Raw genomic sequence first — 25162 nt, forward strand, 5'->3', positions numbered from 1 at the left:
ATCAAAGTAAAAGGCTATAAAAATGTCCGTTTGACCTTCTCCCAAAACGAATTATCCTTTAACTTCACCGTCTTAATTTTTTTATCAGTAAGCTGAATATCCAACCTCTCCACATGCTTAATGCTAAGGGCCTCATTATCAATTCCAATCGTAGGATAGTCATTTCCATCCTGAATTACTTTTAGAGTCAATTTTCTGGCACCTGCCAAAATAAACGGCGATCCAAGGGTGCGATAGCTGTTATTGTTAATAGAAGCAAGCTCACTTACCTGAAAACAAGGGAGCATCGGATCTACTACAGCACCATGCACAGATTTATTGTAAGCAGTGCTGCCAGTAGGGGTGGATACAATCATCCCATCACCACGGAACGTTTCAAAGTGCAGCTCATCTATGTAGACATCAATGGCAAAAGTTTTTATGATGGCAGAGCGGATGGAGCATTCATTTAAACAAAGAAAAGAAGATGTACCATCAATTGTTACTTCAATAGTAGGATACTTTCTAACCTCAATTTGTTCAAATGCCATGGCCTCTACCATTTTTTCTGTATCATCGATATGGAAGTCACAATAAAAACTAGAAGTTTCCCCAGTATTGATACCAGCATAAAGGCAATCATCCTTGAAACCTGTTTTCTGAACGGCTTGAAGGAAGGTTCCGTCTCCTCCGACTGCTACGATAATGTTCGCTTTGTTGTAATCGCTTAGTATTTCAAAGTTATTTTGTACCGCTAATTGTTCAAGCTTTTCAACCTTTGCAACTAGCTCTTCTTCCCTTTTATAAAAGAAAAATATTTTACGGCGTTCTGTCATTGTTTTTCCTCCTCTTCATAATAAAAAATGGAACTTAAACAAAAAATATCCAAAAACATTATCCTTTTGGAAAAAATTTTAGTACAATTCTATATTGTGATAAGTTTACCATTTTGATGAAACTTTTTGAAACGATTTAACGTATAGGTACTGTACGAACAACTAGGAGGTTTAAATATGAGTGGAAAGCGCTGGGCCGCATTAGGCATTGCGGCATTATTATTTTTTGTGTCAATTGTCACAAGTTTGGCAACACAACCTATGGAAAGCCCCACATCGGATTCTTTTTCAGATCTTTTCGGAGGGGAAGAAGAGTTTATTGAGGAAGTTATGGAAGACGGTAGTCCTAACCGTAAGATTCTTGTTCTAGAAGTTAATGGTGTTATCCAAGATACAGGAAGCGACGTGACTTCTGTATTCCAATCTCCAGGGTATAACCACCGTCAATTTTTAAGAATGCTTGATCAAGCCAAAGAAGATAATTCTGTTAAAGGAATTATCGTGCGCGTCAATACACCAGGTGGTGGCGTTTCTGAAAGCGCTGAGATACATAAGAGACTGGTGGAGATTAAAGAAGAAACAGAGAAGCCGATTTATATTTCTATGGGAGCAATGGCAGCTTCAGGTGGATACTATATCGCTGCACCTGCCAACAAAATTTTCGCTTCGCCTGAGACCATCACCGGTTCAATTGGTGTTATCATGCAAGGCATAAATTACAAAGAGCTTGCTGAAAAATATGGTGTGAAATTTGATACCATTAAGAGTGGGCCATACAAAGATATTATGTCCCCGACAAAAGATATGTCTGAGGAAGAGCGTCAAATACTTCAATCAATGGTAGACAATATGTACGATCAATTTGTAGAGGTCATTGTCGAAGGAAGAGGAATGAGTGAATCGGAAGTAAGAAGAATTGCGGATGGAAGAATCTATGATGGCCAACAAGCGAAAGATATCAACATAGTCGATGAGCTTGGCTATTTTGAAGATGTTATTGAGGCAATGAAGAAAGACCATGATATGGGGAACGTCCAAGTTGTTCAATACACAGAAAACCTAGGCTTAGGTTCTTTATTCGCCATGAACGCTCAAGCTCTATTAAAACCAGAGTCTGAAATGCAGATGTTAGCAAAGCTTATTAATCAACCAAATTCTCCAAGACTAATGTACTTGTATGCAGAGTAGGAGGGAGAAGAAATGAGAGATGAGCAAAATAATGAGTATACAAATGAGAATGTAGTGCATGAAGACGTGAACATAGCCGGAAATAATGGAATGTTGCCTGCGCAGGAAATAACGGTTACCGAATATCGATATGCAGGGTTTTGGATGAGACTTTGGGCATTTCTGTTAGATCTATTAATCATTTGGAGCATCGGAGCGATTGTGATATTCCCGATTTTTAGACTGCTAGGAGTATCGACTAGTAAAAGCTTCATGTTCTCCCCTGCAACGATTGCCACTACTATCGTGCTATATGGATATTTTATTCTTATGACAAAGTATTTTAAACAGACGTTAGGCAAAATGGTGTTTGGTTTACGGGTGGTCGACCTAAAGGCCAATGACCTTTCTTGGAGAACCATCTTCTTTAGAGAAGGTGTAGGACGTTATATTGCTTTAGTCTATGCACCTATTACCTACATCGTATTTCTTGTGGCAGCTTTTACAAGCAAAAAGCAAGGTGTACACGACCTTATTGCAGACACGACAGTCGTTCATGAAAAATGACCAATAAACCTGAAGTCCATAGTGACTTTAGGTTTATTTTTTTTATGCTAGGAGATAATGGAAGGGGGAGGAAAGGGTGTGATAGTGTGATTTGGGCCATAATAATCTTTGCCGTCATTATTCTTCTTTTAATCATGGTTCTCGTCACTAAAATTACCATTCAATTTTACTACCATCATCAACAAGATAATGATCAGATGACAGTGAAACTAAGTGCATGGTACGGCTTGTTGCGTTACACCATTGATGTACCTTTAATAAGTGTGGATAAAGAAACAGCATCCATTCATGTCGAGGAAAAGACCAAAGTTGGAGGCGGAAATCCGTCTAAAGGAAAACAAAAAGAGAAAGATTTTTCTCCAAAAGAGATATGGCAGAGCTTTGAAGATACATATGAACTGGTGCGCCACGTTGTGGGCATGCATGAGATAGTAAGAAGAATGCTTTCAAGAGTTCAAGTGAATCACTTGGAATGGCATAGTAACGTTGGATTAGGAGATGCAGCCCATACTGGAATGATTGTTGGGGCAGGTTGGACGATTAAAGGTGGGATTGTTGGCTTTTTAAGTAGGTATACAGACTTCCGAGCTCGACCGGTACTCTCCATCACTCCATATTTCCAGTATGTTGTTTCTCAGACAATGTTTAAGTGTATGATTCGGTTTCGAATCGGGCATGCTATGTTGGCAGGAATAAGAATCGTTAAATATTGGAAGGGCGGTAGACCAAAGTTTAAAACCCGTCCTTTATCCGTGTTGTCCAAAGAGGATAATCACAAATCCATGTAATAGCATATAGGAGGATCAAAATGTCTGAACATCCAATTAAGAGTCTTATGACAACAGCGATGGAAAATTTAAAGGATATGATTGATGTTAATACCATCATTGGGGATCCAGTAGAAACGCCTGATGGAAGTGTCATTTTGACTGTTTCCAAAGTAGGATTTGGGTTCGCAGCAGGAGGAAGTGAGTTCCAAGGTGGGAGCTCTTCAGGACCTGAAAAACACGATGGCGGTGGGAATCAACAAAACCAAGGTCACAAACTTCCATTTGGAGGAGGTAGTGGGGGTGGCGTATCCATCACTCCAATCGCTTTCTTGATTGTAAATTCGCAAGGAGTGAAAATGCTTCACCTTGATGAGAGCACAAGTATCTATGAGAGATTACTGGATCTGGCTCCACAGGCAGTTGAGAAAGTTCAACAAATGTTGAATAACAATAAACATAACAATGGAAATCACGCTGACCATTCCTACAACAACCATAAGCAGGATTTAGACTTCTAAAAAGCCAACTGCACAGCAGTTGGCTTTTCGTTTGGTTGAACGGGGAGTCGGGGTATATCAAGAAACCTAGGGCAGTGGATATCAAGGAATTTCGGGATATATCAAGAAAACTAGGGTGGAAATCAAGAAACCTAAAGATATATCAATAAATTTACACATTCCGACAAATTTTGAGCCCTACTAAAAACCAACACTTCCCCCTCCACACAAACAAAGATTGATTAATTGCAAAACTTAAAAAACATAGCTATTATTACAAGTGTACATACAATTTGAGGAGGGAAATTATCATGGCAAACGTAACATTCAAAGGCAACCCAATGACACTAGTCGGAAGTGAAGTGAAAGTGGGCGATCAGGCTCCAAACTTCTCCGTTCTTGCAAACGACCTATCTCCAGTAACATTGGAAAACTACAAAGGATTCAAGAAACTAATCAGCGTAGTCCCTTCCATTGATACAGGAGTATGTGACCAACAAACCCGTAAATTTAACGAAGAGGCAGCAAAGCTTGATAACGTAAAAGTTATTACAGTTAGCATGGATTTGCCTTTCGCTCAAAAACGCTGGTGTGCAGCTAGTGGGCTTGACAATGTTGAGGTAGTATCCGACCACCGTGACGCTTCCTTCGGTGAAGCATACGGCGTACTAATGCAAGAGCTACGTCTACTTGCCCGCTCCACGTTTGTTGTGGACTCCAATGACAAAGTAACATACGTTGAATACGTAGGGGAAGGTACAGACCACCCTAACTATGAAGCGGCAATTGAAGCAGTAAAATCTGCAGAATAATACCTTACTCAAAACCATTGCAACAAGACGAGCAGACTGTGATAATAGCAGTCTGCTTTATTTTTGCCCAATCTCCATGTAAAATAGGAATACTGAAAATTTGATTGGGAGTAGCCCCCCTGTTGATTGGAGTGCAAGGTGTGAGACTCCTCGAAAATGCTAGCGCATTTTCTTCGTGCGATGAATCGCTGCCGAAGCCTTTCTTGTCCTGAGGAAGATAGAGGTAGGTTGAGAACCCGCAGACGAAGCCGAGGAGGCTCAAGCACCGTCCCTAGGAAAGCGAACACCTGGAACGCAAATCAACAGGAGTAAACCCAAGTTACCCATAAAAAGGAGTGGCACGATGTCCATTACAAAACTAGAAAATACATTTTCCTTATTTGATACAACCGCACAAATTCTGCAAGAAGAACTAGACTGTACATACCTAGAAGCACTAGCAGAAACTGCAGAAAACCTCTTTCACGGCGCAGTCATCCAAGAAGAAGTATCAGAAGTGACCAAACGAAGGCTGGAGAAAGAATACAGCAAACAAAATTTTGCGTCCCTTCAAAAAGAAGAAATTAGAAAAGGTTTCCAACTAGCCATCCTTAAAGGAATGAAAGATGCAGTTCAAGCTAACCACCAAATGACGCCAGATGCCATCGCCATGTTTATGGGCTACCTTGTCGGAAAATACACCTCACATCTGCAACAGATGACTATGTTGGACCCTGCCATCGGTACAGGAAACCTTCTTACAGCAGTCCTTAACCACCAGCCCAACAAAAAACTAGAAGCGTTTGGTGTGGATGTGGACGACTTGTTAGTAAAGCTTGCCTATAACAATGCCAACCTCCAAGAGCAGGCAATCAGCTTATTCAACCAAGATGGCTTAAGCAACCTATTTGTAGAGCCAGTTGATGTGGTAGTGAGTGATCTTCCTGTTGGCTACTACCCTGATGATAACAATGCTGCCAACTTCAAGCTTAAAGCAGAAGAAGGCCATTCCTATGCACATTATCTTTTCATCGAACAAGGTTTGCGCTACACCAAACCAGGAGGACATCTGTTATTCTTGGTTCCAAACTCCATGTTTGAAGAAGAGGAAGCCAAAAAAGTCAACACTCTAATCAAAGATGAAGCGTATATTCAAGGAATGCTTCAACTTCCGGAAACTATGTTCCAAAATAAGAATCATGCAAAAAGCATCCTGGTACTGCAGAAAAAAGGAATTGGGATTGAACCTCCTAAAGAAGCTCTATTAGTAAACCTGCCAAGCTTCTCCAATATGCAGGCAATGGAAAAAATAATGAACCAAATCAACCACTGGTTTTCTGAGCAAAAGAACAAAAAATAACTATGCTATTCTTCAGAAAATAACGAATATATAAGGTAAGCGTTACCAAACAGGGAAGCCTCTTGCAAATGCAGTATCACGGTGTTTAAATGAAAAAGGTATATATAATATCGGAACTTTGCACAAGATAGGTAGAGTGTAAATACATTTAATCATCCATCCCAGTGTGACCATATAAAAGGAGTTGTACGTATCGTCATGTCAAAAGTTATTGCAATTAATGCAGGAAGCTCTTCTCTTAAATTCCAATTGTTCGAAATGCCTAGTGAAAATGTTATTACAAAAGGATTAGTGGAACGTATCGGTTTAAACGATGCTGTTTTCACCATCTCTGTGAACGGCGAAAAAGTAACAGAAATTACAGACATTCCAGAACACGGGGTAGCAGTAAAAATCTTATTAAAAAAACTAATCGATCTTAACATCATCAAAAGCTTTGATGAAATCACAGGAATTGGCCATCGCGTTGTACATGGTGGGGAAAAATTCAATGATTCTGTACTCATCACGGATGAAGTGTTAAGTCAATTAGAAGGACTTTCAGAGCTTGCACCACTTCATAACCCGGCAAACATTGTAGGAATTAAAGCATTTAAGGAAATCCTTCCTAATGTACCGGCAGTGGCTGTATTTGATACAGCATTCCATCAATCCATGCCAGAAAAATCGTTCCTTTACAGCTTGCCTTATGAGTACTATGAAGACTATGGAATCCGTAAATATGGTTTCCATGGTACCTCCCATAAATATGTTTCCGAACGTGCTGCAGAATTACTTGGCAGACCGGTTGAGCAACTGCGCCTGATTTCTTGTCACCTTGGGAACGGAGCAAGTATTGCTGCAATCGAAGGCGGAAAATCCATTGATACTTCCATGGGCTTCACACCTCTTGCAGGTGTAGCAATGGGAACTCGCTCTGGTAATATTGATCCTGCTTTAATCCCATTCATTATGGAGAAAACAGGCAAAACAGCTGATGAAGTATTAGAAGTATTAAACAAACGCAGTGGTATCCTTGGGGTTTCTGGATTCTCCAGTGATCTTCGTGATATTGAATCCGCTGCAACAGAAGGTAACGAGCGCGCAGAACTTGCATTAGAAGTATTCGCAGGGCGTATCCATAAATATATTGGTTCTTATGCTGCAAGAATGTACGGAGTAGACGCGATCATCTTTACTGCAGGTATTGGTGAGAACAGTGATGTAATCCGTGCGAGAGTTCTTCAAGGACTAGAATTCATGGGCGTATACTGGGATCCAGCATTGAACAAAGTTCGTGGTAAAGAAGCTTTTATTAACTACCCGCACTCTCCAGTTAAAGTCATCGTTATTCCAACAAATGAAGAAGTAATGATTGCTAGAGATGTAATGAAAATAGCATTATAATTTTCAGTCCCCGATCTGTTTCATCCAATAGATCGGGGACTGTTTTTTGAACAGAATTACTATGGTATAATGGAGAAAACTAGCAGTTGGAAAAGTGAGGGGAAGAACTGTGTCCAATAAAAGCCAGGAAGAACAATGGAAACATAAACTTTCACAATGGGAAGAAAAACTATATACATACGAACCATCCCAATTTTCAGATACACTGGATCAATGGGTGGACAAGGCCTTTGATCTTCTGTCAGATGATAGTAAGCAGTTGTTTTTTGCCCAAATCGATACATGGTTATTTCATTTACACGGCATCATTCAGCAGTCCTCCTTCCAACAGCAAGCAGAAGAACGGATTGTCAATATGGCACGTAGCTATAGCGAAGACATAAAAAGGATTGAAGATATTCGAGAACTTCCCTTATCGCAAAAAGCATTCATTGCTGAGCAGCAGATTGCCAAACAAAAGCTTTATTCGGTGATTCAAGGTGGGATGACAGGAACAGCAAAACTGTCTACCCTTACCATTGACATTCCCGTTTTTGCCGCACTAAATATTCGCACCACTCAACTTGTTGCAATGTCTTACGGCTATAGGGCAAGTACGCCTGTTGAAATGGTAAAGTCATTACAATTATTCTATGGTGCGACCATCCCAAAAAAATATCAACATGAGCGTTGGGAAACATTGAAGAGTGAATTTGGACAAGATGTTGATCATTATTTTGACGTTTTAACCGATAAAGATCATCCGACTGTATGGCTCCAACAACCTTTAATGCACCTAATTAAGTTGTTATTTGTTGCAATACTTGGACGCAAAAAAGTAAACAATATTCCGCTTCTCGGTATGATTACTGCAGCAGGAACAAACTATTACTGGACTAAAGAAGTTTCTGAGTTCTCCCACTACTACTACATGATGAGACACCTTGTAGAAAACGGAGAATTAGACGAATCTGAATGTGAGATGTTTTAATGTAAGTTGGAAAATATAGCAGTTGCTTGGGGCAAAAAACGAAGTCTTTTGCCCCAAGCAACTGCGTCGTCCAACATAAAGACGAATATCCATAGTGGATATTCGTCTTTTATGAGTGTATTTTAGATGATGATACGTGCTGGTTCATTCGATACCACAGCCACAAATCATTGATAACACTGGCATGACCTGCAATTTCTGAATTTAATTCGCAAGACCGTTCAAAATCCGCTTCATCATTTAATTGAGCCTGCTTATCATTGATTTCTTCTTCTAATTCTTTAATCCGGTCCGGTATACTTCCCCGTATCTTTTCCCACTTTAATAAGATTTCCTGCTGTGTTTCTTTGTTATATTGAGTCCATTCTAAATCCAGCTGCGGCAAAGATATCCCAAGCCTTGGATCCTTTATAAAAGAAAACATCGCTACTTCCTTCCTTTTCTTCCCGTTTTTACTCATTGTATAATAACTAACGAGAACATTCTATCCATTCACCCTGTAATTTTTTCCACCTTTAATTGCCTGACACCTGACGCAAACTAGGATGGATACTTAGTTGAAAGGTGGAAACCACTATGAAGAAAAAAGATCCGAAAGAAGTTTTCTCTTATGACGATAATGCAGTAAATGAGGTTCACAATCAAATTACGGATGCCTATTCAAGCGGAGTGGTCGGAGAGCAGTACAGTTCAAACGCATACCAACCGGTAGAAGGAGAAAGTGAACATACTTCCCACGAATAAAACAAAACAGGTGCCGTCAATAAGGCACCTGTCAGACTGTCGACAAACTATAAACTAGTTAGGTTATCAGTTGGAAGAGTTGATCTCCGTTGCAGGAGCTTCGCTTTCCGCGGGCAGTCCGGAAGCCTCCTCGGGCTACGCCCTGCGGGGTCTTCCATGTCCTTTCCTCCCGCAGGAGTCTTCGCTCCTTCCACTGCGATCAACTAGAGAATTTCACTATTTTTAGCTTTGTCTACACACTGACAGGTGCCGTCAATAAGGCACCTGTTTTTGTGATTTTTTTAAAAAGTAGAAATATGTTACTCCTGTGAAAAGGAAAGCTAAGAATCCAGGAGACAAATTTTCAGGCAAAAGTAAATATACGCCTATTCCAATGCCGATACAAATAAAAGCAGTACTGTTATAGGAAGGTAATACTTCAGCAATGTCTATTTTCTTCCTTTTAATAAATAGAAAATCAGTAATAATGACAGCAGATAAAGGGATGACGAATGCCCCAATAAAAGATATATACTTTTCTGCTTCTTCCACCAAAGCCGGTGACAGGGATAAAAGTATTCCGGCTGTGCCAAAAAGCAAACTGCTTTTTACTCTTCCAAGTCGGGGGAAAGAATTTAATAAACTGAACCCACCTGTGTAAGCATTGCTTAAGTTGATGGAAACCATTGATAATATGGCCGCACCTAAAATGATTGCGGTTAATAGTCCGGAGTTGGTCATTTCGCTTGATGCAATAAACGGATTAAGATTTCCTGTGAGACTGGCTGTGTAAGCTCCGAAAAAAGCAGTAAGAATAAAGCCTAGAGCATTTCCAACAAATAACCCCCAAAATCCCTGTCTAGAAGTAACAGCGTACCTCGTCACATCTGATGAAGAAGACACACCAGATACATATTGAACAAAAGCTAGACTTGCAAAAAAGCCCATGATGGGAAGGTCCGACCCAACTTCTACTTTTACGGGAGGATCTACACTCATTCCATTCGTGATCAAAAGATATATCATAACAAGCTGTCCGAGTATCAGCCATGGCATAAAGTACTTGGTGGCCCTTTTTACAGCATCAAATCCCACTAGTGCAAGGCCGCTCATGATTATGGCTAAAAGCATGGCAATTATGTAGAATGGCAATGACAACTTAAAGGTTCTTTCAAGGATAAATTGTATCACCAATGTACCGCCTATAGTCTGAACAGAGAACCAGTAAAGGGACGTTAGGGTGCGAATGGGGGAAGAAATATATCTGGATCCCTTGATTCCAATGATGGACCTAATGGCAAATTGAGAAGGAATTCCCCGCTCGGCACCAGGCAATGATAAATAGGAAACAAATAAAAAGGCAAGTGTTGCACCAAATAAAGTGGAGATAAAGGCTGCAAAAAAGCTGAGGCCGCCTTGAATCACAGCGAGTGCCGGGACAAGAAAATTCCCTGCATTGACCGAAAATGCTACTTGTATAATGGAATATTCATACCAACGTGTTTGCCTTAATTCTTGAGGGACGGCTTCTAAACCGTACCGCTCAATCCGGCTTTGAGGAGGAAGTGCCACAGTTTGTGCTTTAGACATGAGAAGGTCATTCTCCTTTCTTTCGTGTACCTAACAATCATTTTATCGTATCTTAACGGGTTATATGTTGTAAATTTAATGATTTTACAAGAAAATATAGAAGTACGCAATTCTATTAAGGGGGAATCCAGTTTGAGACATGCCGTAATAACAGCTGGTTCCAAAGGACTTGGAAAAAAAGTGACGGAACAGCTATTGAAAAAAGGGTGTTCTGTATCGATAAACTATAGAAATGACACAGAAGCAATCGAAAAGCTTAAAAAGGAATGGAGCCACATTGGTGAAAACAGACTGCATTTTTTTCAAGGGGATGTAACGAAAAAAGAACAGATGCAGCAATTCATAGACGAAGTGTACGAACGTTTCGGTAGAATTGACTACTTAATCAATAACGCAGGACCTTATATTTTTGAACGCAAAAAATTGGCTGATTACTCGGATGATGAATGGTATGAAATGATAGAAGGCAATCTTAGCGCCGTTTTCCATCTTTTCCGTAAAACCATTCCCATCATGAGAGAACAGCGTTTTGGGCGTGTTATCACTTATGGTTTTCAAGGTGCCGAATCTTCTCCTGGTTGGATTTATCGATCTGCTTTTGCAGCAGCGAAGGCTGGGCTTGTATCGTTGACAAAATCCATTGCGATTGAAGAAGCAGAACATGGCATTACGGCCAATATGGTATGCCCAGGTAATATCGTGGGGGAGATGAAAGAAGCAACCATCGAACAGTCCAGAGAGTTAGAGGATTCAAAGGATACCCCTGTCGGCCGTTCTGGTACAGGGGAAGACATTGCCAGGGCAATTGAATTCTTGTGTGAAGAAAATTCTGATATGATTACAGGAGCCGTTTTGGAAGTAACTGGGGGAGTGGAAGTTATAAACCGATTCCGATAATCTAAGTAATTTTTGACATTAAATTTAGATAATATTGATAATTCCGCCTGTTTTAAAGCGCTTACAAAAATGCTTAAAAAACTATTTTACATTTTCTAGTTTAATGTTATATTAGTTACGTCTTAACGCTTTGTGATTATGATGAGGGAGGTATTTGATCCATGAGAATTGGAGTACCTAGAGAGATAAAGAACAACGAAAACCGTGTTGCGATGACACCTGCAGGGGTAGTGAACCTTGTTGGATTCGGACATGAAGTATACATAGAAAAAGAAGCTGGGATCGGTTCTGGCTTTACGGATGAGCAGTATGTACAAGCTGGTGCGAAAATGGTGGAGACAGCAGAAGAAGCATGGTCCATGGACATGGTCATGAAGGTAAAAGAGCCACTTCCTTCTGAGTACAGTTATTTCCGTGAGGGGTTAATCCTTTTCACGTATCTTCACCTTGCTCCGGAACCTGAGTTAACAAAAGCACTTATTGACAACAAAGTAGTGGGGATTGCTTATGAAACAGTTCAACTACCGAACGGCTCCCTGCCATTATTAACACCTATGAGTGAAGTAGCGGGTCGTATGGCTACACAAATTGGTGCTCAATTCCTTGAGAAAATCAAAGGTGGCAAAGGTATCCTATTAGGTGGTGTTCCTGGTGTTCGCCGTGGGAAGGTTACGATCATTGGTGGAGGTGTCGCTGGTACGAATGCTGCGAAAATGGCAATCGGACTTGGTGCGGATGTGACAATCCTTGACTTAAACCCAGATCGTCTTCGTCAGTTGGATGATATTTTCGGAAAAGACATCCAGACGCTTATGAGTAACCCGTTAAACCTTGAAATCGCAGTAAAAGAATCTGATCTTGTTATTGGTGCGGTACTTATCCCAGGTGCTAAAGCGCCGAAGCTTGTATCAGAGGAAATGATTCAATCCATGGGTGCAGGTTCTGTTGTGGTGGATATCGCTATCGACCAGGGTGGAATCTTTGAAACGACAGATCGCATCACCACGCATGATGACCCAACATATGTGAAGCATGAAGTCGTTCACTATGCAGTTGCAAACATGCCAGGTGCAGTACCGCGTACATCCACTATTGCATTAACGAATGTAACGGTACCATATGCGGTGCAAATTGCAAACAAAGGCTACAAACAAGCATGCTTAGATAATGAAGCGCTACTAAAAGGTATCAACACGCTTGACGGATTTGTAACTTATGCAGCAGTGGCAGAGTCTCACGGTTTGGCATATGAGAGTGCGGGTAATCTTTTAGTGAAAAGCTAATACACTTTTATGAAAAAAACAGGTATCCAGTAAAGACACGGATACCTGTTTTTTATTAGGATTTAATAAGTTGTAAATCTTTTGGAAAGCTCGTTAACAATTCGATTCCGCTGTCCGTTACTAAGATATCATCTTCGATCCGTACACCACCGACTCCTGGTTTATAGATTCCAGGCTCAATCGTAAACGCCATCCCTTTTTGCAGTTTCATTGTATTGGTTTCATTCATGGATGGATACTCGTGTACTTCAATTCCAAGTCCGTGACCAATGCGATGGGTAAAAAACTCTCCAAATCCACTTTCCGTTATGATAGAACGAGCTGTTGTATCAATCTGCCCGATCTCCACTCCTGGTTTACAAACATCAACGGCAGCAAGCTGTGCTTTCAATACGGTTTCATAGATTTCCTTCTGCTCTTCGTTCACACTGCCAAAGGCAACAGTTCTTGTAATATCTGAGCAATATCCATGTAAAACTACCCCAAGGTCGAATAGAACAAGGTCGCCTTCTTTCACTTGATCCAAGGCTGGCTTTCCATGAGGAGCAGCGGTCTTTAATCCTGTCAGCGCCATGGTTGAAAAGGACATTTGGCTGATGCCTTTTTTCTTTAATTCAAATTCAATGGTGGCAACAAGCTCCTGCTCGGTAACACCTTTTTTAAGATAATGAACCCCAACTTCCACACCGAAATCAGCAAGTTTAGCCGCTTCTCTCAAGATGGAAACCTCTTCTTCATCTTTTACTAGACGAAGTTGATACATCTTATCTTCTGCTGCGGCAAGGTTGACGCCTGGGAAGATCTCCTCTAGCTTATGTAGACGTGCTACAGTCATATGTTCTTGCTCAACTGCCAGTTTTTCAACTTGAATTCCTTGTAGTTTTACATACTCCTGAACCTTTTGCCACGGATCGTCCGTGTCATTGTAGCCGACAATCCCGTACGCCCAGCCGGTTTTCTTCACTTGCTCGACTTCCATATTCGGACAGACAATCGCAGGCTCGCTGTTTGGAAAAGCAAGTAATCCCAATAGCCTTTCGTGTGGATCTGTGTAAAATCCGCTTATGTAAAATACGTTCGGGGTAGACGTTAAAAAACAACCAGACAAGTCCTCCTGTTTCAACCATTCCACCAATTGTTGCAGACGATGTTCTTTCAAATCAGCCACTCCTTTATTGGGAAAATACTTCTAGTTACGAAGTTTAAAACGTTTATATTAAGAGTATCAGGGAATCATACTTGTGTAAATTTTATTAGAAGGATTTTTGTATAAAAAAGAGAAGATTAACTGGTGTGAAGATTATAAGTTGGAAAAGGAGAGGTTGTTAGAATGAAGGTTTCCTATCATGGACATTCTGTAGTAAAAGTAGAGGCTAACGGAAAGACCATTCTTTTTGATCCGTTTATTACAGGAAATGGCTTGACGGATTTAACAGCTGAAGACATAAAAGTGGATGTAATTCTCTTAACACACGGACACAATGACCATGTGGGGGATACGATTGACCTGGCCTTGAAGAATGATGCGCTGGTGATAGCGCCGTTTGAACTTGCCGAATATTTAGGTTGGCAAGGAGTGAAAGTTCATGAGATGCATATTGGCGGAGCGCATGAATTTGATTTTGGTAAAGTGAAACTAACGCAGTCTTTCCATGGAAGTAGTTATACAGATCATGAAACGAAAACAATTGTTTATACAGGTATGCCTAGTGGGATCCTGCTGACGATTGATGAAAAAACCATTTTCCATGCCGGAGATACAGCGCTATTTTCTGATATGAAACTAATCGGCGAGTTAAATGATATAGAAGTGGCATTCTTACCAATTGGGGATAACTTCACAATGGGACCAGATGATGCTGTTCTGGCTGCAAAGTGGTTGAATGCTTCTACTGTAGTACCAATCCATTTTAATACGTTCCCCGTCATTGAACAGAATCCACATGAGTTTATTTCTAAACTTCCTGAAGGTGTGGGCAGAGTGCTAGAAGTAGGGGAAGCTATAGAATTATAGAGGACATGAAAAAAGGAGCAGATTTGCTTCTTTTTTTTGTTGTGCCGAATATACATGATACAAGCTATTGAGTTTGAAAGGAGTGTCATGTGTTGAAGAATAGACTTTTATTATCGTTATTGTGTATCGGCGCAATGCTATATATTGCGGTTCCGCGTTTGCCGGTAGCGGAAGATGGTCTTGCAGGATGGTTTGGCGTTGTATGGCTGGTGTTTGCTTTAATGGCAGTTGGCGGTAATATTGCAGCAATCATGTACTTGCCTAAGCGAAACCGTGTAGTCCGAAAAGCAAAATTGGCAGAGTTCAAAAAGGTCCGATTACGTCAATATCAGTAAACACATTGAATACAAGCTCTAACATCCGTATAATGAAGGTACAAATAACTATGTGGACGGGTGAAGAGTGTGACAAAGCATGAACAAATTCTCCAATATATTGAAGAGCTGCCTATTGGAGAAAAAATATCAGTACGACAAATAGCCAAAGCGTTGACGGTGAGTGAAGGTACCGCATACAGAGCGATCAAGGATGCTGAAAATAAAGGATATGTTAGTACCATCGAACGAGTTGGTACTATTCGTATTGAGCGGAAAAAGAAAGAGAATATCGAAAAGCTGACATTTGCCGAAGTGGTCAATATTGTGGATGGACAAGTTCTTGGTGGCAGAGAAGGACTTCATAAGACCTTGAACAAATTTGTCATTGGTGCGATGAAACTAGAGGCGATGATGCGCTATACCGAAGCAGGCAACTTGTTGATTGTCGGTAACCGCTACAATGCCCATAAGCTTGCCATTGAAGCTGGTGCTGCCGTGTTGATTACCGGAGGATTTGATACAGATGATGAGGTAAAACGCTTAGCCGATGAAATGAAGCTTCCAATCATATCCAGTAGCTATGACACATTCACTGTTGCCACTTTGATTAACCGTGCCATCTACGATCAGTTGATCAAAAAGGAAATAGTATTGGTCGAGGATATCTTGACACCAATTGAGGCGACGACTTACTTAACCACAGAAGATACCATTGCGGAATGGTATAAGGTGAACGAAGAAATCAAACACAGCCGCTTTCCAATCATCGATAAAAACTTGAAGGTGCAGGGTGTGGTTACTTCAAAGGACGTGCTTGGGAAGGACTCTTCGACGCCTATTGAAAAAGTGATGACCAAAAATCCAATTACCGTTAATGGGAAGACTTCTGTCGCGTCCGCTGCCCATATCATGGTATGGGAAGGGATCGAGATGCTTCCTGTTGTGGACCCAAACCACCGCCTTCTTGGAATCATCAGCCGTCAGGACGTATTGAAGGCATTGCAAATGATCCAAAGGCAACCCCAGGTCGGCGAAACACTTGATGACATTGTGACCAATCAATTTATGGATGTCACAGAATCAAAAGGGGAAGAGACTTACCAAAGTGAAGTGACCCCACAGATGACCAATTCGGTCGGAACGATATCTTATGGAGTGTTTACAACGATCGTGACCGAAGCAGCGAAGCGTGTGATTCGTAATGTGAAAAAGAGCGATATGGTCGTGGAGAACATTACGATTTATTTTATAAAACCAGTCCAAATTGACAGTACAATCGAGATTCGACCGAAAGTACTCGAAGTTGGCCGTAAGTTCGGGAAAGTCGATGTAGAAGTGTACCATGAGGGTAATGTTGTGGGCAAGGCGATGATGATGGTACAGTTGATCCAATAGCGGTTTGTAAAGCAGCGTGGGGTTTTTGCTTGGAACGCTCTCACCTTTTGGGGTGGGGGCGTATTTTTGGGTTGGTGGAGAACTTAGGTAAAGGGCAAGGATTAAAGTGTTGAAGGGCTTTTGGTGGGGGAGGCTGTTGTGAGGGTGCGGATTGGTAATAATGGATAAATCAATTTTACAATGGATATATGAGTTTTAGGATGGATATATTCGATTTACAATGGATATATCTTTTTTACAATGGATAAATTGATTTTACAATGGATATATGAAATCCGAGGGTTCTTTTTGTAGTATTTGAAGGAATTTTAATGCGTGGAGTCGAAAGTATCCAGACAAAGTTAACAAAGGAGTGACTCAATGATAAAAAAACATAGAGAAAAGTCGAATAGGATGATGATACACGAAGCCGGCTTGAGGAGGCTGTTACCATCCCACCCGCAATACCAATTGATTGAACAGGAATATGGCAAAATGAAATACGGTTACAAAGGTGAAGAGGCGTTAGATTACTTTTTAACCTTTCTCCCTCATGATAACTATCACATCCTTCACGGCCTCCGTATTGAAGACCCAAAAGGTAGATATTTTCAAATGGATACTCTTCTTATCACTTCCACTCATTGCTTAATAATAGACTCCAAATACGTTTCTGGGAAATTAGAATTTGATGAGCTGGGGTGTCAACTCATTCGGCATAAGTCCGATGGGGACATTGAAAGAATGGCTGATCCTCTTACTCAAGTAGCTCGTCACCGTTACCAACTTTCATTCTGGTTAGAACACCATGGCTTCCCAAGCTTACCTATCGCAAGTTTAGTAGCTTTAACTCACAATAAGTCCCATTTGGTAAAAACTTCTCCCTCCCTTATGAAAAAGGTAACTTTTCTAACTAATCTCCCAAATAGAGTGAGTGAAATAAATGCACTCCATTCAACTGAGGTCCTGAATAAAAAAGATATTAACAAGCTTACGAAAACATTAATAAAGAAACACACTCCTGATAGCTTTAATTTTCTACAGACCTACAACATTAAACAGGAAGAACTGATAAAAGGTGTAATATGTATGAATTGTGGATCGAACTTGATGAAGAAAAAAAGAAAATACTGGACTTGTAAGAGATGCAATACCCAATCGCTCTCAGTGCACCTTTATGCGATAGATGATTATAAACTATTAATAGCTTCCACCATTCAGAATAAAGATTTGAAGGATTTTCTTCTACTTAGTTCTGCGTCAGAAGCTTATAATATATTGGTATCACTTGATTTGCCTTCTGTAGGCCACAAAAAAGGGAGGACTTATTCGTTAGTACATTTAAAAACTTCCTTAACACCATAAAACCAAACAAAAAAGCCGCCCCAAAAAAAGGAACGACTCTCCACTCTACCTCAATCCGTAACTGTCTTCTCTTTCATTTCTGCTTCCTTAACTGCTTCTGCTTCTTCAATGGCAAAAGGCAGGTAGAAACGGTAGGCTTTGTAGCCCGCCCAGATGCTTCCTAATCCTACAACCAACAAAATTATTCCGACAACGATGGCAACCGTGGATAGTGGATTAATGAGAGAATTAACGCCAAAAAAGAAAACAAAACTTCCCAGAGCGATGCTGGATTTTGCGCTTAGCCATTTTTTTTCGGCTGGCAAATGGGTGCGGAAGTATTTTACTTTATACATGAAGTAGAACATTAATGAAAAGATAATGAGAAAAACAAAAATAGCCAAAGGACACACTCCTTTATATTTCAACCATGATAGTTATCATTCTACCATACGCATACAAGCTATATTGTAACGTGTTCGTGAACAAAATTCTACTTTTCAAACGAAAATGATATTTCTTTGAGAACAAGGGAAACTGTGATTAAATAAAAGAAAAGAAACAGGCGAAAGAGGGTTACATAGGATGAGGCAGCAGATTATCGATGAAATTAAGGCGCATGATACGGTCATCATTCACCGTCATGTTAGGCCGGACCCAGATGCGTATGGGTCGCAATGTGGATTGGCTGAGTTGATCAAGGAAAGTTATCCGGAAAAAAAGGTGTATCGCGTTGGGGAAGCGGAGGAGTCGCTAAATTTCTTGAGCAAGCTTGATGAAATACCGGATTCCAGTTACGATGGAGCCCTTGTGATTGTCTGTGATACGGCCAATACGGATCGTATCTGTGATAAGCGCTACAAGCTGGCAGCTAAGTGGATAAAGATTGATCATCATCCAAATGAGGACCGATACGGGGATTTAATGTGGGTAGATACGGATTCTAGTTCGACGAGTGAAATGATATACGAATTATATCTTACCGGGAAAAACCAAGGATGGGTTATGACAAAGGAAGCTGCAAGACTTATCTTTGCGGGAATAATTGGAGATACGGGCAGATTCCTTTTCCAAAGCACCAATACGAAGACATTCCAATATGCAAGTGAACTATTGAGCTACGGATTCTCTATGACTGAGCTTTATGATGATCTGTACCGTACGAAGTTACACATAGCCAAACTTAGCGGATTTGTGCTTGAGAATTTCTCGATGCACGAGAATGGAATTGCTTCTATGAAAATTACGCCGGATATTTTGCAACGATATAATGCCCTTCCATCTGAGGCGTCGCAATTGGTTGGTATGCTTGGTAACATTGAAGGCGTTAAGGCGTGGGCTTTCTTTATTGAAGAAGCAGATCAAATTAGGGTGAGGCTTCGTTCGAAAGAGACCATCGTCAATGAAATTGCTAAGAAGTACAATGGTGGAGGTCATCCGCTCGCGTCAGGGGCATCTATCTATAAATGGGAAGAGGCGGACCATGTTCTTGCTGACCTGATTGAAGCTTCCCGGGCACAATTGCAAGGGGAGTAGGAATGGCGATGAGGAAGTGGCTACACAGGAAGTCGCTTCCTCCCCTCATTCCATTTTCACAATCAACAAGTCCATTTCAATTGTGGTGTCTATATAAAGAAAATCGACCTCGAAGTAGTATCGTTTGTCATCAAGAGTGTAGCTTTTGTTTTCAATGACTTTTATCAGCAATTGACGATTGTCTTTAATGCTCGCGACATCCTTTGAAACCTGGTCGTTGAGATCCTCTGTAATCCTTGCGATGATGGAGGAACGGCTGAACGAGTTCAGCATGTACTTTTCATGATTGATGATGGTTATTTTAAAATCTTCTATTTTTAATTGGTCTTTTTCCTCTTTTAATTTATCATTGTCCTCTGTCAGAATATGAATTCTGTTTTTGTAGCTTTTCACTTCTTCCTTATACTTAATGAGATCGCCAATATTCTTTTCCAAAGTCACACCGTACATGAGCATGAATATCAGCCAGCCTATGATTGCACCCAACACCACTCCCGAAAAAAAGCGTTGCCACCCGGGATCGCGGTTATACGGAGGAACCCTCATGTTATAAAGTCTCCTGTGTGAGCCAGCTGATAATGAGTGCGCCGGTTTGGGCGCCTCCGGTTGCTGAGATTATTAATAGTAATTGTTTTACTAAGAATTTCGTTTCGCCGTTGAACAGTCCTTTTTCCAGATTATAAAAAGTGTCAAAAGTACCTCCAATGGCCGCAACAATTGCCCATATCTTCAAACTTTTGGCCAAGCTCCACATTCTCGTCAACGGTGGGTCCCCAACTAGAAATGCGGCAATTCCACCGATGATTGCTCCTCCAAGTATTACCCCGACAGCAATGAAAAAACTGAAAATAAGGGTAGCGACGAATGGATCTTTTACGTCCATCTGCATCATCCTTTCTGTCCTTATTCATATATATGGACAGGGGGTTGTAAGTATGTGATGTTAATGGAGAAGTTTCTTCATTGTATTTGGAACAGAATAGACCCTATAATGAATATAAAAAATGGAAGCGTTAAATAAGGTGTGATGATTAATGAGTGTCGTTCATTTACATATAAAAAGCAGTTACAGTCTGTTGAACAGTTCTGTCCGGTTTTCTAAGCTTGTTGCACGTGCCAACGAGCTTGGTTTAAAGTCCCTTGCGCTTACAGACGAAGATGTGATGTATGGGGCTGTGGATTTTTATAAAGCTTGTAAAGCCGCAAACATTAAGCCGATAATCGGTCTGACGCTTTCTGTCTTGTCGGATGAGGGAGAGGAAGATTCCAAGTACCCTGTCATTCTATTAGCGAGAAATAAACTAGGGTTCACAAATCTTATGAAGTTATCAAGCGTAGTTCAGACCAAGTCCCCTCAAGGGGTTCCAAAACGATGGCTGAAGCATTATACAAAGGGGCTGATTGCGATATTGTCTGGCTCCGAATCCGAGCTTGCGCACAAAGAAGCGCAAACAGCGGATGCCTACAAGGAGATGTTCGAGCAAGATTGTGTGTATCTTGGGATTGATCGGAATTCTATAGTAGCACATGAATGTTCAGAAGCTACACGAAAAAGACATAGCGAGTTGCCAGTAGTAGCCTTAAGCAAGGTGCATTATCTTTTCAAAGAGGATGTCTTTGTATATGAGTGTTTACGCAGCATTAAACAAGGCACTAAGCTTGAATCCCTGCCTAAAGAGGCTCCAGATTATTTACGGGCAACTGAGGAAATGACAAAGTTATTTGAAGATATTCCGGATGCATTGGAGAATACATGGAAGATTAGTAATCAATGTCATGTGGAACTGGAGTTTGGCCAAGCAGCTCTCCCAAGTTATCCGGTTCCTGAAGGGGAAAATGCAGACAATTATTTAGAGAAGACGTGCTGGGAAGGACTTCGAAGTAGAATCGGGGAACCGTCTGAAGAGTATAAGAATCGCTTGACCTATGAGCTTCAGGTAATTAGAGGGATGAAGTTCAGTGATTACTTCTTAATTGTTTGGGACTTTATGTTTTTCGCCAGAAATGCAGGAATCTTAACTGGTCCTGGCCGTGGTTCTGCTGCTGGTTCATTGGTCGCTTATTCTCTTTTTATCACTGATGTGGATCCGATCAAACATGATCTTCTTTTTGAAAGGTTTCTTAACCCTGAGCGTATCAACATGCCGGATATTGATATCGATTTTCAGGATAATAAGCGTGATGAGGTCATCCGATATGTGGCGGAAAAGTACGGAGAGCTCCATGTTGCCCAAATCATCACATTTGGTACCTTGGCTGCAAAAGCAGCATGGCGAGATGTTGCCAAGGCATTAAACCTTTCAGGAAAAGAACTGGAGATGGTCTCTAAGATGATCCCATCGAGGCCTGGTATTACGCTTGATGTGGCCTATCAAGAGAATGAAAAATTGCAAAGAGCGATAAACGAGACAAAGGAAAGAAAGCGTGCCTTTCAAACAGCGCAGAAAATAGAAGGACTTCCCCGCCATTCTTCTACACATGCAGCAGGGGTGGTCATTACCCACAAGCCTTTAACAGAATTAATCCCAATACAAGCTGGTCAACAAGACATTTATCTTACGCAATACACGATGGAAACCCTTGAGGAGCTTGGGTTGCTTAAGATGGACTTTCTTGGACTGAGAAACTTAACAATGATTCAAAGCATCCACTATCAAATAAAAAAAGAAACCAATCATCCTATTAAAGAGATCCCGCTAAATGATGCTGCAACATTTCGCCTTTTAAGTGAAGGGGATACGTCCGGAATCTTTCAACTAGAGTCACCAGGGATGAAAAAGGTTCTTACAAAACTTAAGCCTTCAAACCTAGAAGATATCGTGGCGGTTAACGCCCTATACCGGCCAGGTCCAATGGAACAAATTCCTTTGTTTATTGAACGGAAGCACGGATTGAAAAAAGTGGAATATCCACACCCAGATCTGATTCCTATTTTGGAGAAGACATTTGGGGTTATTGTGTATCAAGAGCAAATCATGCAAATCGCAGCCGTAATGGCGGGGTTCTCATTAGGCGAAGCTGATTTATTAAGAAGAGCTGTAGGTAAGAAAAAGAAAGAAGTTCTAGCAAAAGAAAGAACGCATTTTGTGGAGGGATGCCTGAAGAAAGGATATGACGAGAAGGTTGCCAACTCTGTCTATGATCTGATTGTCCGTTTTGCTGATTACGGTTTTAACCGAAGTCACGCGGTTGCCTATAGTATGATCTCTTACGAGCTTGCCTATCTAAAGGCAAACTATCCGAAAATATTCATGGCGACACTTCTTTCTAGTGTGATGGGAAGTGAACAAAAACTCTCCCAATATATCACCGAAACAAAAAGGAAAGGCATAGCAGTCCTTCCACCCTCAATCAATAAAAGTGGAATTGCATTTCAGGTCGAAGAGGCAGGTATCCGCTTCAGTTTGTTGACGATCAAGGGAGTGGGAGTGCAGGCTATTAAAGCTTTAATAGAGGAGCGGAGAAAAAAACCATTTAGTGATTTATTTGACTTCTGTAACAGGGCTTCTTCCAAACTCAATCGTAAGACGATCGAAATGCTGATCTTTGGAGGAAGCATGGACGAATTTGGTGAGGACAGGGCCACGCTTCTTGCAACTTTGGATGTAGCCATGCAGCATGCAGAACTAGTCATGCCTTCAGAGGACGATCAAATTGACTTTTTCTTAGAAGAGGAATTCAATATTAAACCAAAGTATGTAAAGGTGGACCCGTTACAATTGACGGAACAATTGCAATTGGAGAAAGAGGCCTTGGGTTTTTATCTTTCCAAACATCCGACAGAACCGTTCGCAGCATACTTTCAGCTCGGTGGTTCGTCTCTTATTCTTGACCTTTCATCCACTGTATCTAAAAAAGTGAGAGTGGGAAGTTTCATATCCAATGAACGGGTAATTCGAACGAAAAAGGGAGATCTCATGGCATTCCTTACTCTCTCTGATCAATCGGGTGACTTAGAAGCTGTAGCGTTCCCAGAACTTTATAAACGATTTTCTCATCTTTTGAAAACTGGGGAAACGTTACTGGTAGAAGGAAACCTGGAAGAACGGGAAGGGAAAGTACAGCTGATCATAAAAAATATCATCGAAATTGATACATTGATAGAACAATATGCACATTTAATTGGTGATCTTTTTTTACAAATTGACGAAGAAAAACATGAGCAAGAAGTGTTTCAACATCTGCAAAAAGTTCTAAGAACGCATCATGGTCCATCCACAGTCTATGTCTATTATACGCAAGCGAAAAAGACGATAAAGCTGCAACCGGCCTTGAATGTAACACCAACTGAAGAATGTTTGCTCAAGCTGAAAACCATCCTTGGGGATGAGAATGTAGTGTTTAAAAAATCTTTACAATGATTAATATTATGATATAGTTAACAAGGAGGTGGTCAGACCACCTTTTCCTTGTTTTTTTTAGTATAATGAAATGGAAAATATATTAAATGGAAGTCATCACAAAATCCTAATGTAATAAAGGCAAAGAGGATGACAAAAATAGCAGGGGGGACATGTATCATGTCTTTAAAAGAAGAAGCATTACATATGCACAAGATTCACCAGGGGAAATTGGAGTCGAAATCAAAAGTTCCCGTAAGAAATGCTAAGGATTTAAGTCTGGCATATTCTCCTGGAGTGGCTGAGCCGTGTAAAGCAATTTATGATGATAAAAACAAAGTCTATGATTATACGATGAAGGGCAATATGGTAGCGGTTGTTTCAGACGGGACAGCAGTATTGGGACTTGGCAACATTGGTCCTGAAGCAGCTTTACCGGTAATGGAAGGAAAAGCGGTATTGTTCAAAAGCTTCGCTGGAGTGGATGCATTTCCAATTTGCTTGAACACGACGGATGTAGATAAAATTGTGGAAACTGTGAAGCTTCTTGAGCCTACTTTCGGAGGAGTCAATCTTGAGGATATCGCGGCTCCAAACTGTTTTGTTGTGGAAGAGCGCCTGAAGAAGGAAACAAATATCCCCATCTTCCATGATGATCAACACGGTACAGCAATTGTTACGGTTGCAGGACTTGTTAATGCCCTCAAGCTAGTGAAAAAGAATATTGGAGAAATAAAAGTAGTGGCCAATGGTGCAGGTGCTGCAGGCATTGCCATCATCAAGTTATTATATCGATATGGTGTAAGAGATATTACGATGTGTGATTCAAAAGGTGCCATCTATGAAGGCCGCCCTTATGGAATGAATAGTGTAAAAGCGGAAGTGGCTACCTATACAAACCGTAGCAGAGTGGAAGGGACATTAGCTGATGTGATGAAAAATGCTGATGTGTTTATCGGGGTGTCGGTTGAAGGTGCTTTGACACAGGCAATGATTGAAAGCATGAACAAGGATGCCATCATCTTTGCCATGGCTAACCCTAATCCGGAAATCATGCCTGCAGAAGCAAAGCTTGCAGGTGCCAGTGTGGTAGGGACTGGACGTTCCGATTTCCCTAACCAAGTAAATAATGTCTTGGCTTTTCCAGGAATATTCCGCGGTGCCCTTGATGTAAGGGCCACTCATATTAACGAACAAATGAAAATAGCTGCGGTTGAAGCAATTGCAAGCCTGGTTTCAGATGATGAGCTACGTGATGATTATGTCATTCCAGCTCCTTTTGACCCACGTGTAGCTCCTGCTGTGGCAGCAGCTGTCGCAAAAGCTGCAATGGAAACAGGAGTTGCCCGTATTAAAGTGGATCCAGAAGAGGTAGCAGAAAAAACCAGACGGACCGCCATTATTGGAAAAAGTGAATAGTC

The 25162-nt window shown here is 41.0% G+C and carries 25 protein-coding genes; 18 read left to right on the forward strand and 7 right to left on the reverse strand.

The features are described from left to right. Positions 1 to 14 precede the first annotated feature (14 nt). Complete coding sequence (locus tag AAV98_RS06570) at positions 15 to 815, reverse strand: NAD kinase (protein ID WP_060664767.1); 801 nt, start codon at positions 813 to 815, stop codon at positions 15 to 17. A gap of 177 nt (positions 816 to 992) precedes the next feature. Here AAV98_RS06570 and sppA point away from each other — a divergent pair, with 177 nt between their 5' ends. From sppA to AAV98_RS06610, 8 genes are all read left to right on the forward strand, one after another. Continuing rightward, complete coding sequence (gene sppA / locus AAV98_RS06575) at positions 993 to 2003, forward strand: signal peptide peptidase SppA (protein WP_060664768.1); 1011 nt, start codon at positions 993 to 995, stop codon at positions 2001 to 2003. Positions 2004 to 2015: 12 nt separating this feature from the next. Continuing rightward, the gene (locus AAV98_RS06580; RefSeq protein ID WP_060664769.1) at positions 2016 to 2549 is read left to right on the forward strand and encodes an RDD family protein; all 534 of its coding nucleotides are present in this window, start codon (positions 2016 to 2018) and stop codon (positions 2547 to 2549) included. 86 nt (positions 2550 to 2635) lie between these two features. Continuing rightward, positions 2636 to 3337 (forward strand): DUF2953 domain-containing protein, encoded by a 702-nt coding sequence (locus AAV98_RS06585; RefSeq protein WP_231687707.1) that lies wholly within the window; start codon positions 2636 to 2638, stop codon positions 3335 to 3337. A 20-nt stretch (positions 3338 to 3357) separates the two neighbouring features. Further along, complete coding sequence (gene ytfJ, locus AAV98_RS06590; protein WP_060664771.1) at positions 3358 to 3837, forward strand: GerW family sporulation protein; 480 nt, start codon at positions 3358 to 3360, stop codon at positions 3835 to 3837. Between the two features lie 290 nt (positions 3838 to 4127). Continuing rightward, positions 4128 to 4628: a thiol peroxidase gene (tpx, locus tag AAV98_RS06595; protein WP_060664772.1), complete on the forward strand. Its 501-nt coding sequence runs from the start codon at positions 4128 to 4130 to the stop codon at positions 4626 to 4628. Positions 4629 to 4971: 343 nt separating this feature from the next. Further along, positions 4972 to 5967, forward strand: coding sequence for a class I SAM-dependent methyltransferase (locus AAV98_RS06600; RefSeq protein WP_060664773.1), 996 nt, complete (start codon positions 4972 to 4974; stop codon positions 5965 to 5967). 198 nt (positions 5968 to 6165) lie between these two features. Beyond that, a complete protein-coding gene (locus AAV98_RS06605; RefSeq protein WP_060664774.1) occupies positions 6166 to 7353 on the forward strand; it encodes an acetate kinase in 1188 nt (395 codons plus the stop codon). A gap of 109 nt (positions 7354 to 7462) precedes the next feature. Beyond that, positions 7463 to 8323 (forward strand): EcsC family protein, encoded by an 861-nt coding sequence (locus tag AAV98_RS06610; RefSeq protein ID WP_060664775.1) that lies wholly within the window; start codon positions 7463 to 7465, stop codon positions 8321 to 8323. A gap of 109 nt (positions 8324 to 8432) precedes the next feature. Here AAV98_RS06610 and AAV98_RS06615 read toward each other — a convergent pair whose 3' ends face one another. Continuing rightward, positions 8433 to 8783: a hypothetical protein gene (locus AAV98_RS06615; RefSeq protein ID WP_231687708.1), complete on the reverse strand. Its 351-nt coding sequence runs from the start codon at positions 8781 to 8783 to the stop codon at positions 8433 to 8435. A 116-nt stretch (positions 8784 to 8899) separates the two neighbouring features. Between AAV98_RS06615 and AAV98_RS20550 the strand changes: the two genes are divergently transcribed. Continuing rightward, positions 8900 to 9067 (forward strand): hypothetical protein, encoded by a 168-nt coding sequence (locus AAV98_RS20550; RefSeq protein WP_169289623.1) that lies wholly within the window; start codon positions 8900 to 8902, stop codon positions 9065 to 9067. A 252-nt stretch (positions 9068 to 9319) separates the two neighbouring features. Here AAV98_RS20550 and AAV98_RS06620 read toward each other — a convergent pair whose 3' ends face one another. Next, entirely contained in the window at positions 9320 to 10636 is a 1317-nt protein-coding gene (locus AAV98_RS06620) for a purine-cytosine permease family protein (protein WP_060664777.1), read from the reverse strand. Between the two features lie 78 nt (positions 10637 to 10714). On the opposite strand from AAV98_RS06620, the gene AAV98_RS06625 reads away from it, so the two are divergent. Further along, the gene (locus AAV98_RS06625; protein WP_197284241.1) at positions 10715 to 11533 is read left to right on the forward strand and encodes an SDR family oxidoreductase; all 819 of its coding nucleotides are present in this window, start codon (positions 10715 to 10717) and stop codon (positions 11531 to 11533) included. 161 nt (positions 11534 to 11694) lie between these two features. Continuing rightward, positions 11695 to 12816: an alanine dehydrogenase gene (gene ald / locus AAV98_RS06630; protein WP_060664779.1), complete on the forward strand. Its 1122-nt coding sequence runs from the start codon at positions 11695 to 11697 to the stop codon at positions 12814 to 12816. 55 nt (positions 12817 to 12871) lie between these two features. On the opposite strand, the gene AAV98_RS06635 is transcribed toward ald, so the two are convergent. After that, positions 12872 to 13975, reverse strand: a complete 1104-nt coding sequence (locus AAV98_RS06635) for a M24 family metallopeptidase (protein WP_060664780.1) — start codon at positions 13973 to 13975, stop codon at positions 12872 to 12874. A 171-nt stretch (positions 13976 to 14146) separates the two neighbouring features. Here AAV98_RS06635 and AAV98_RS06640 point away from each other — a divergent pair, with 171 nt between their 5' ends. The 4 genes from AAV98_RS06640 (at position 14147) to AAV98_RS06655 (ending at position 17886) form a co-directional block, all read left to right on the forward strand. After that, positions 14147 to 14830: a metal-dependent hydrolase gene (locus AAV98_RS06640; protein WP_060664781.1), complete on the forward strand. Its 684-nt coding sequence runs from the start codon at positions 14147 to 14149 to the stop codon at positions 14828 to 14830. A 92-nt stretch (positions 14831 to 14922) separates the two neighbouring features. Further along, positions 14923 to 15165: a hypothetical protein gene (locus AAV98_RS06645; protein WP_060664782.1), complete on the forward strand. Its 243-nt coding sequence runs from the start codon at positions 14923 to 14925 to the stop codon at positions 15163 to 15165. Between the two features lie 69 nt (positions 15166 to 15234). After that, entirely contained in the window at positions 15235 to 16542 is a 1308-nt protein-coding gene (locus AAV98_RS06650) for a CBS domain-containing protein (RefSeq protein ID WP_060664783.1), read from the forward strand. A gap of 360 nt (positions 16543 to 16902) precedes the next feature. Further along, complete coding sequence (locus AAV98_RS06655) at positions 16903 to 17886, forward strand: nuclease-related domain-containing protein (protein WP_060664784.1); 984 nt, start codon at positions 16903 to 16905, stop codon at positions 17884 to 17886. Positions 17887 to 17936: 50 nt separating this feature from the next. Here the strand turns inward: AAV98_RS06655 and AAV98_RS06660 are convergent, their stop codons facing one another. Then, a complete protein-coding gene (locus AAV98_RS06660) occupies positions 17937 to 18269 on the reverse strand; it encodes a YtpI family protein (RefSeq protein WP_060664785.1) in 333 nt (110 codons plus the stop codon). A gap of 181 nt (positions 18270 to 18450) precedes the next feature. Between AAV98_RS06660 and AAV98_RS06665 the strand changes: the two genes are divergently transcribed. Further along, entirely contained in the window at positions 18451 to 19401 is a 951-nt protein-coding gene (locus tag AAV98_RS06665; protein WP_060664786.1) for a DHH family phosphoesterase, read from the forward strand. Positions 19402 to 19446: 45 nt separating this feature from the next. Here AAV98_RS06665 and ytrI read toward each other — a convergent pair whose 3' ends face one another. Beyond that, positions 19447 to 19947, reverse strand: a complete 501-nt coding sequence (gene ytrI / locus AAV98_RS06670; protein ID WP_060664787.1) for a sporulation membrane protein YtrI — start codon at positions 19945 to 19947, stop codon at positions 19447 to 19449. A gap of 1 nt (position 19948) precedes the next feature. After that, the gene (locus AAV98_RS06675; protein ID WP_010195627.1) at positions 19949 to 20284 is read right to left on the reverse strand and encodes a YtrH family sporulation protein; all 336 of its coding nucleotides are present in this window, start codon (positions 20282 to 20284) and stop codon (positions 19949 to 19951) included. A 151-nt stretch (positions 20285 to 20435) separates the two neighbouring features. On the opposite strand from AAV98_RS06675, the gene dnaE reads away from it, so the two are divergent. Together dnaE and AAV98_RS06685 are read left to right on the forward strand one after the other, a co-directional pair. Next, positions 20436 to 23762: a DNA polymerase III subunit alpha gene (gene dnaE, locus AAV98_RS06680; RefSeq protein ID WP_060664788.1), complete on the forward strand. Its 3327-nt coding sequence runs from the start codon at positions 20436 to 20438 to the stop codon at positions 23760 to 23762. A 159-nt stretch (positions 23763 to 23921) separates the two neighbouring features. Further along, positions 23922 to 25160: an NAD(P)-dependent malic enzyme gene (locus AAV98_RS06685; protein WP_060664789.1), complete on the forward strand. Its 1239-nt coding sequence runs from the start codon at positions 23922 to 23924 to the stop codon at positions 25158 to 25160. The last annotated feature ends 2 nt before the right edge of the window (positions 25161 to 25162 follow it).

It is taken from the genome of Bacillus sp. CHD6a (assembly GCF_001293645.1).
Lineage (GTDB): Bacteria > Bacillota > Bacilli > Bacillales > Bacillaceae_I > Sutcliffiella_A.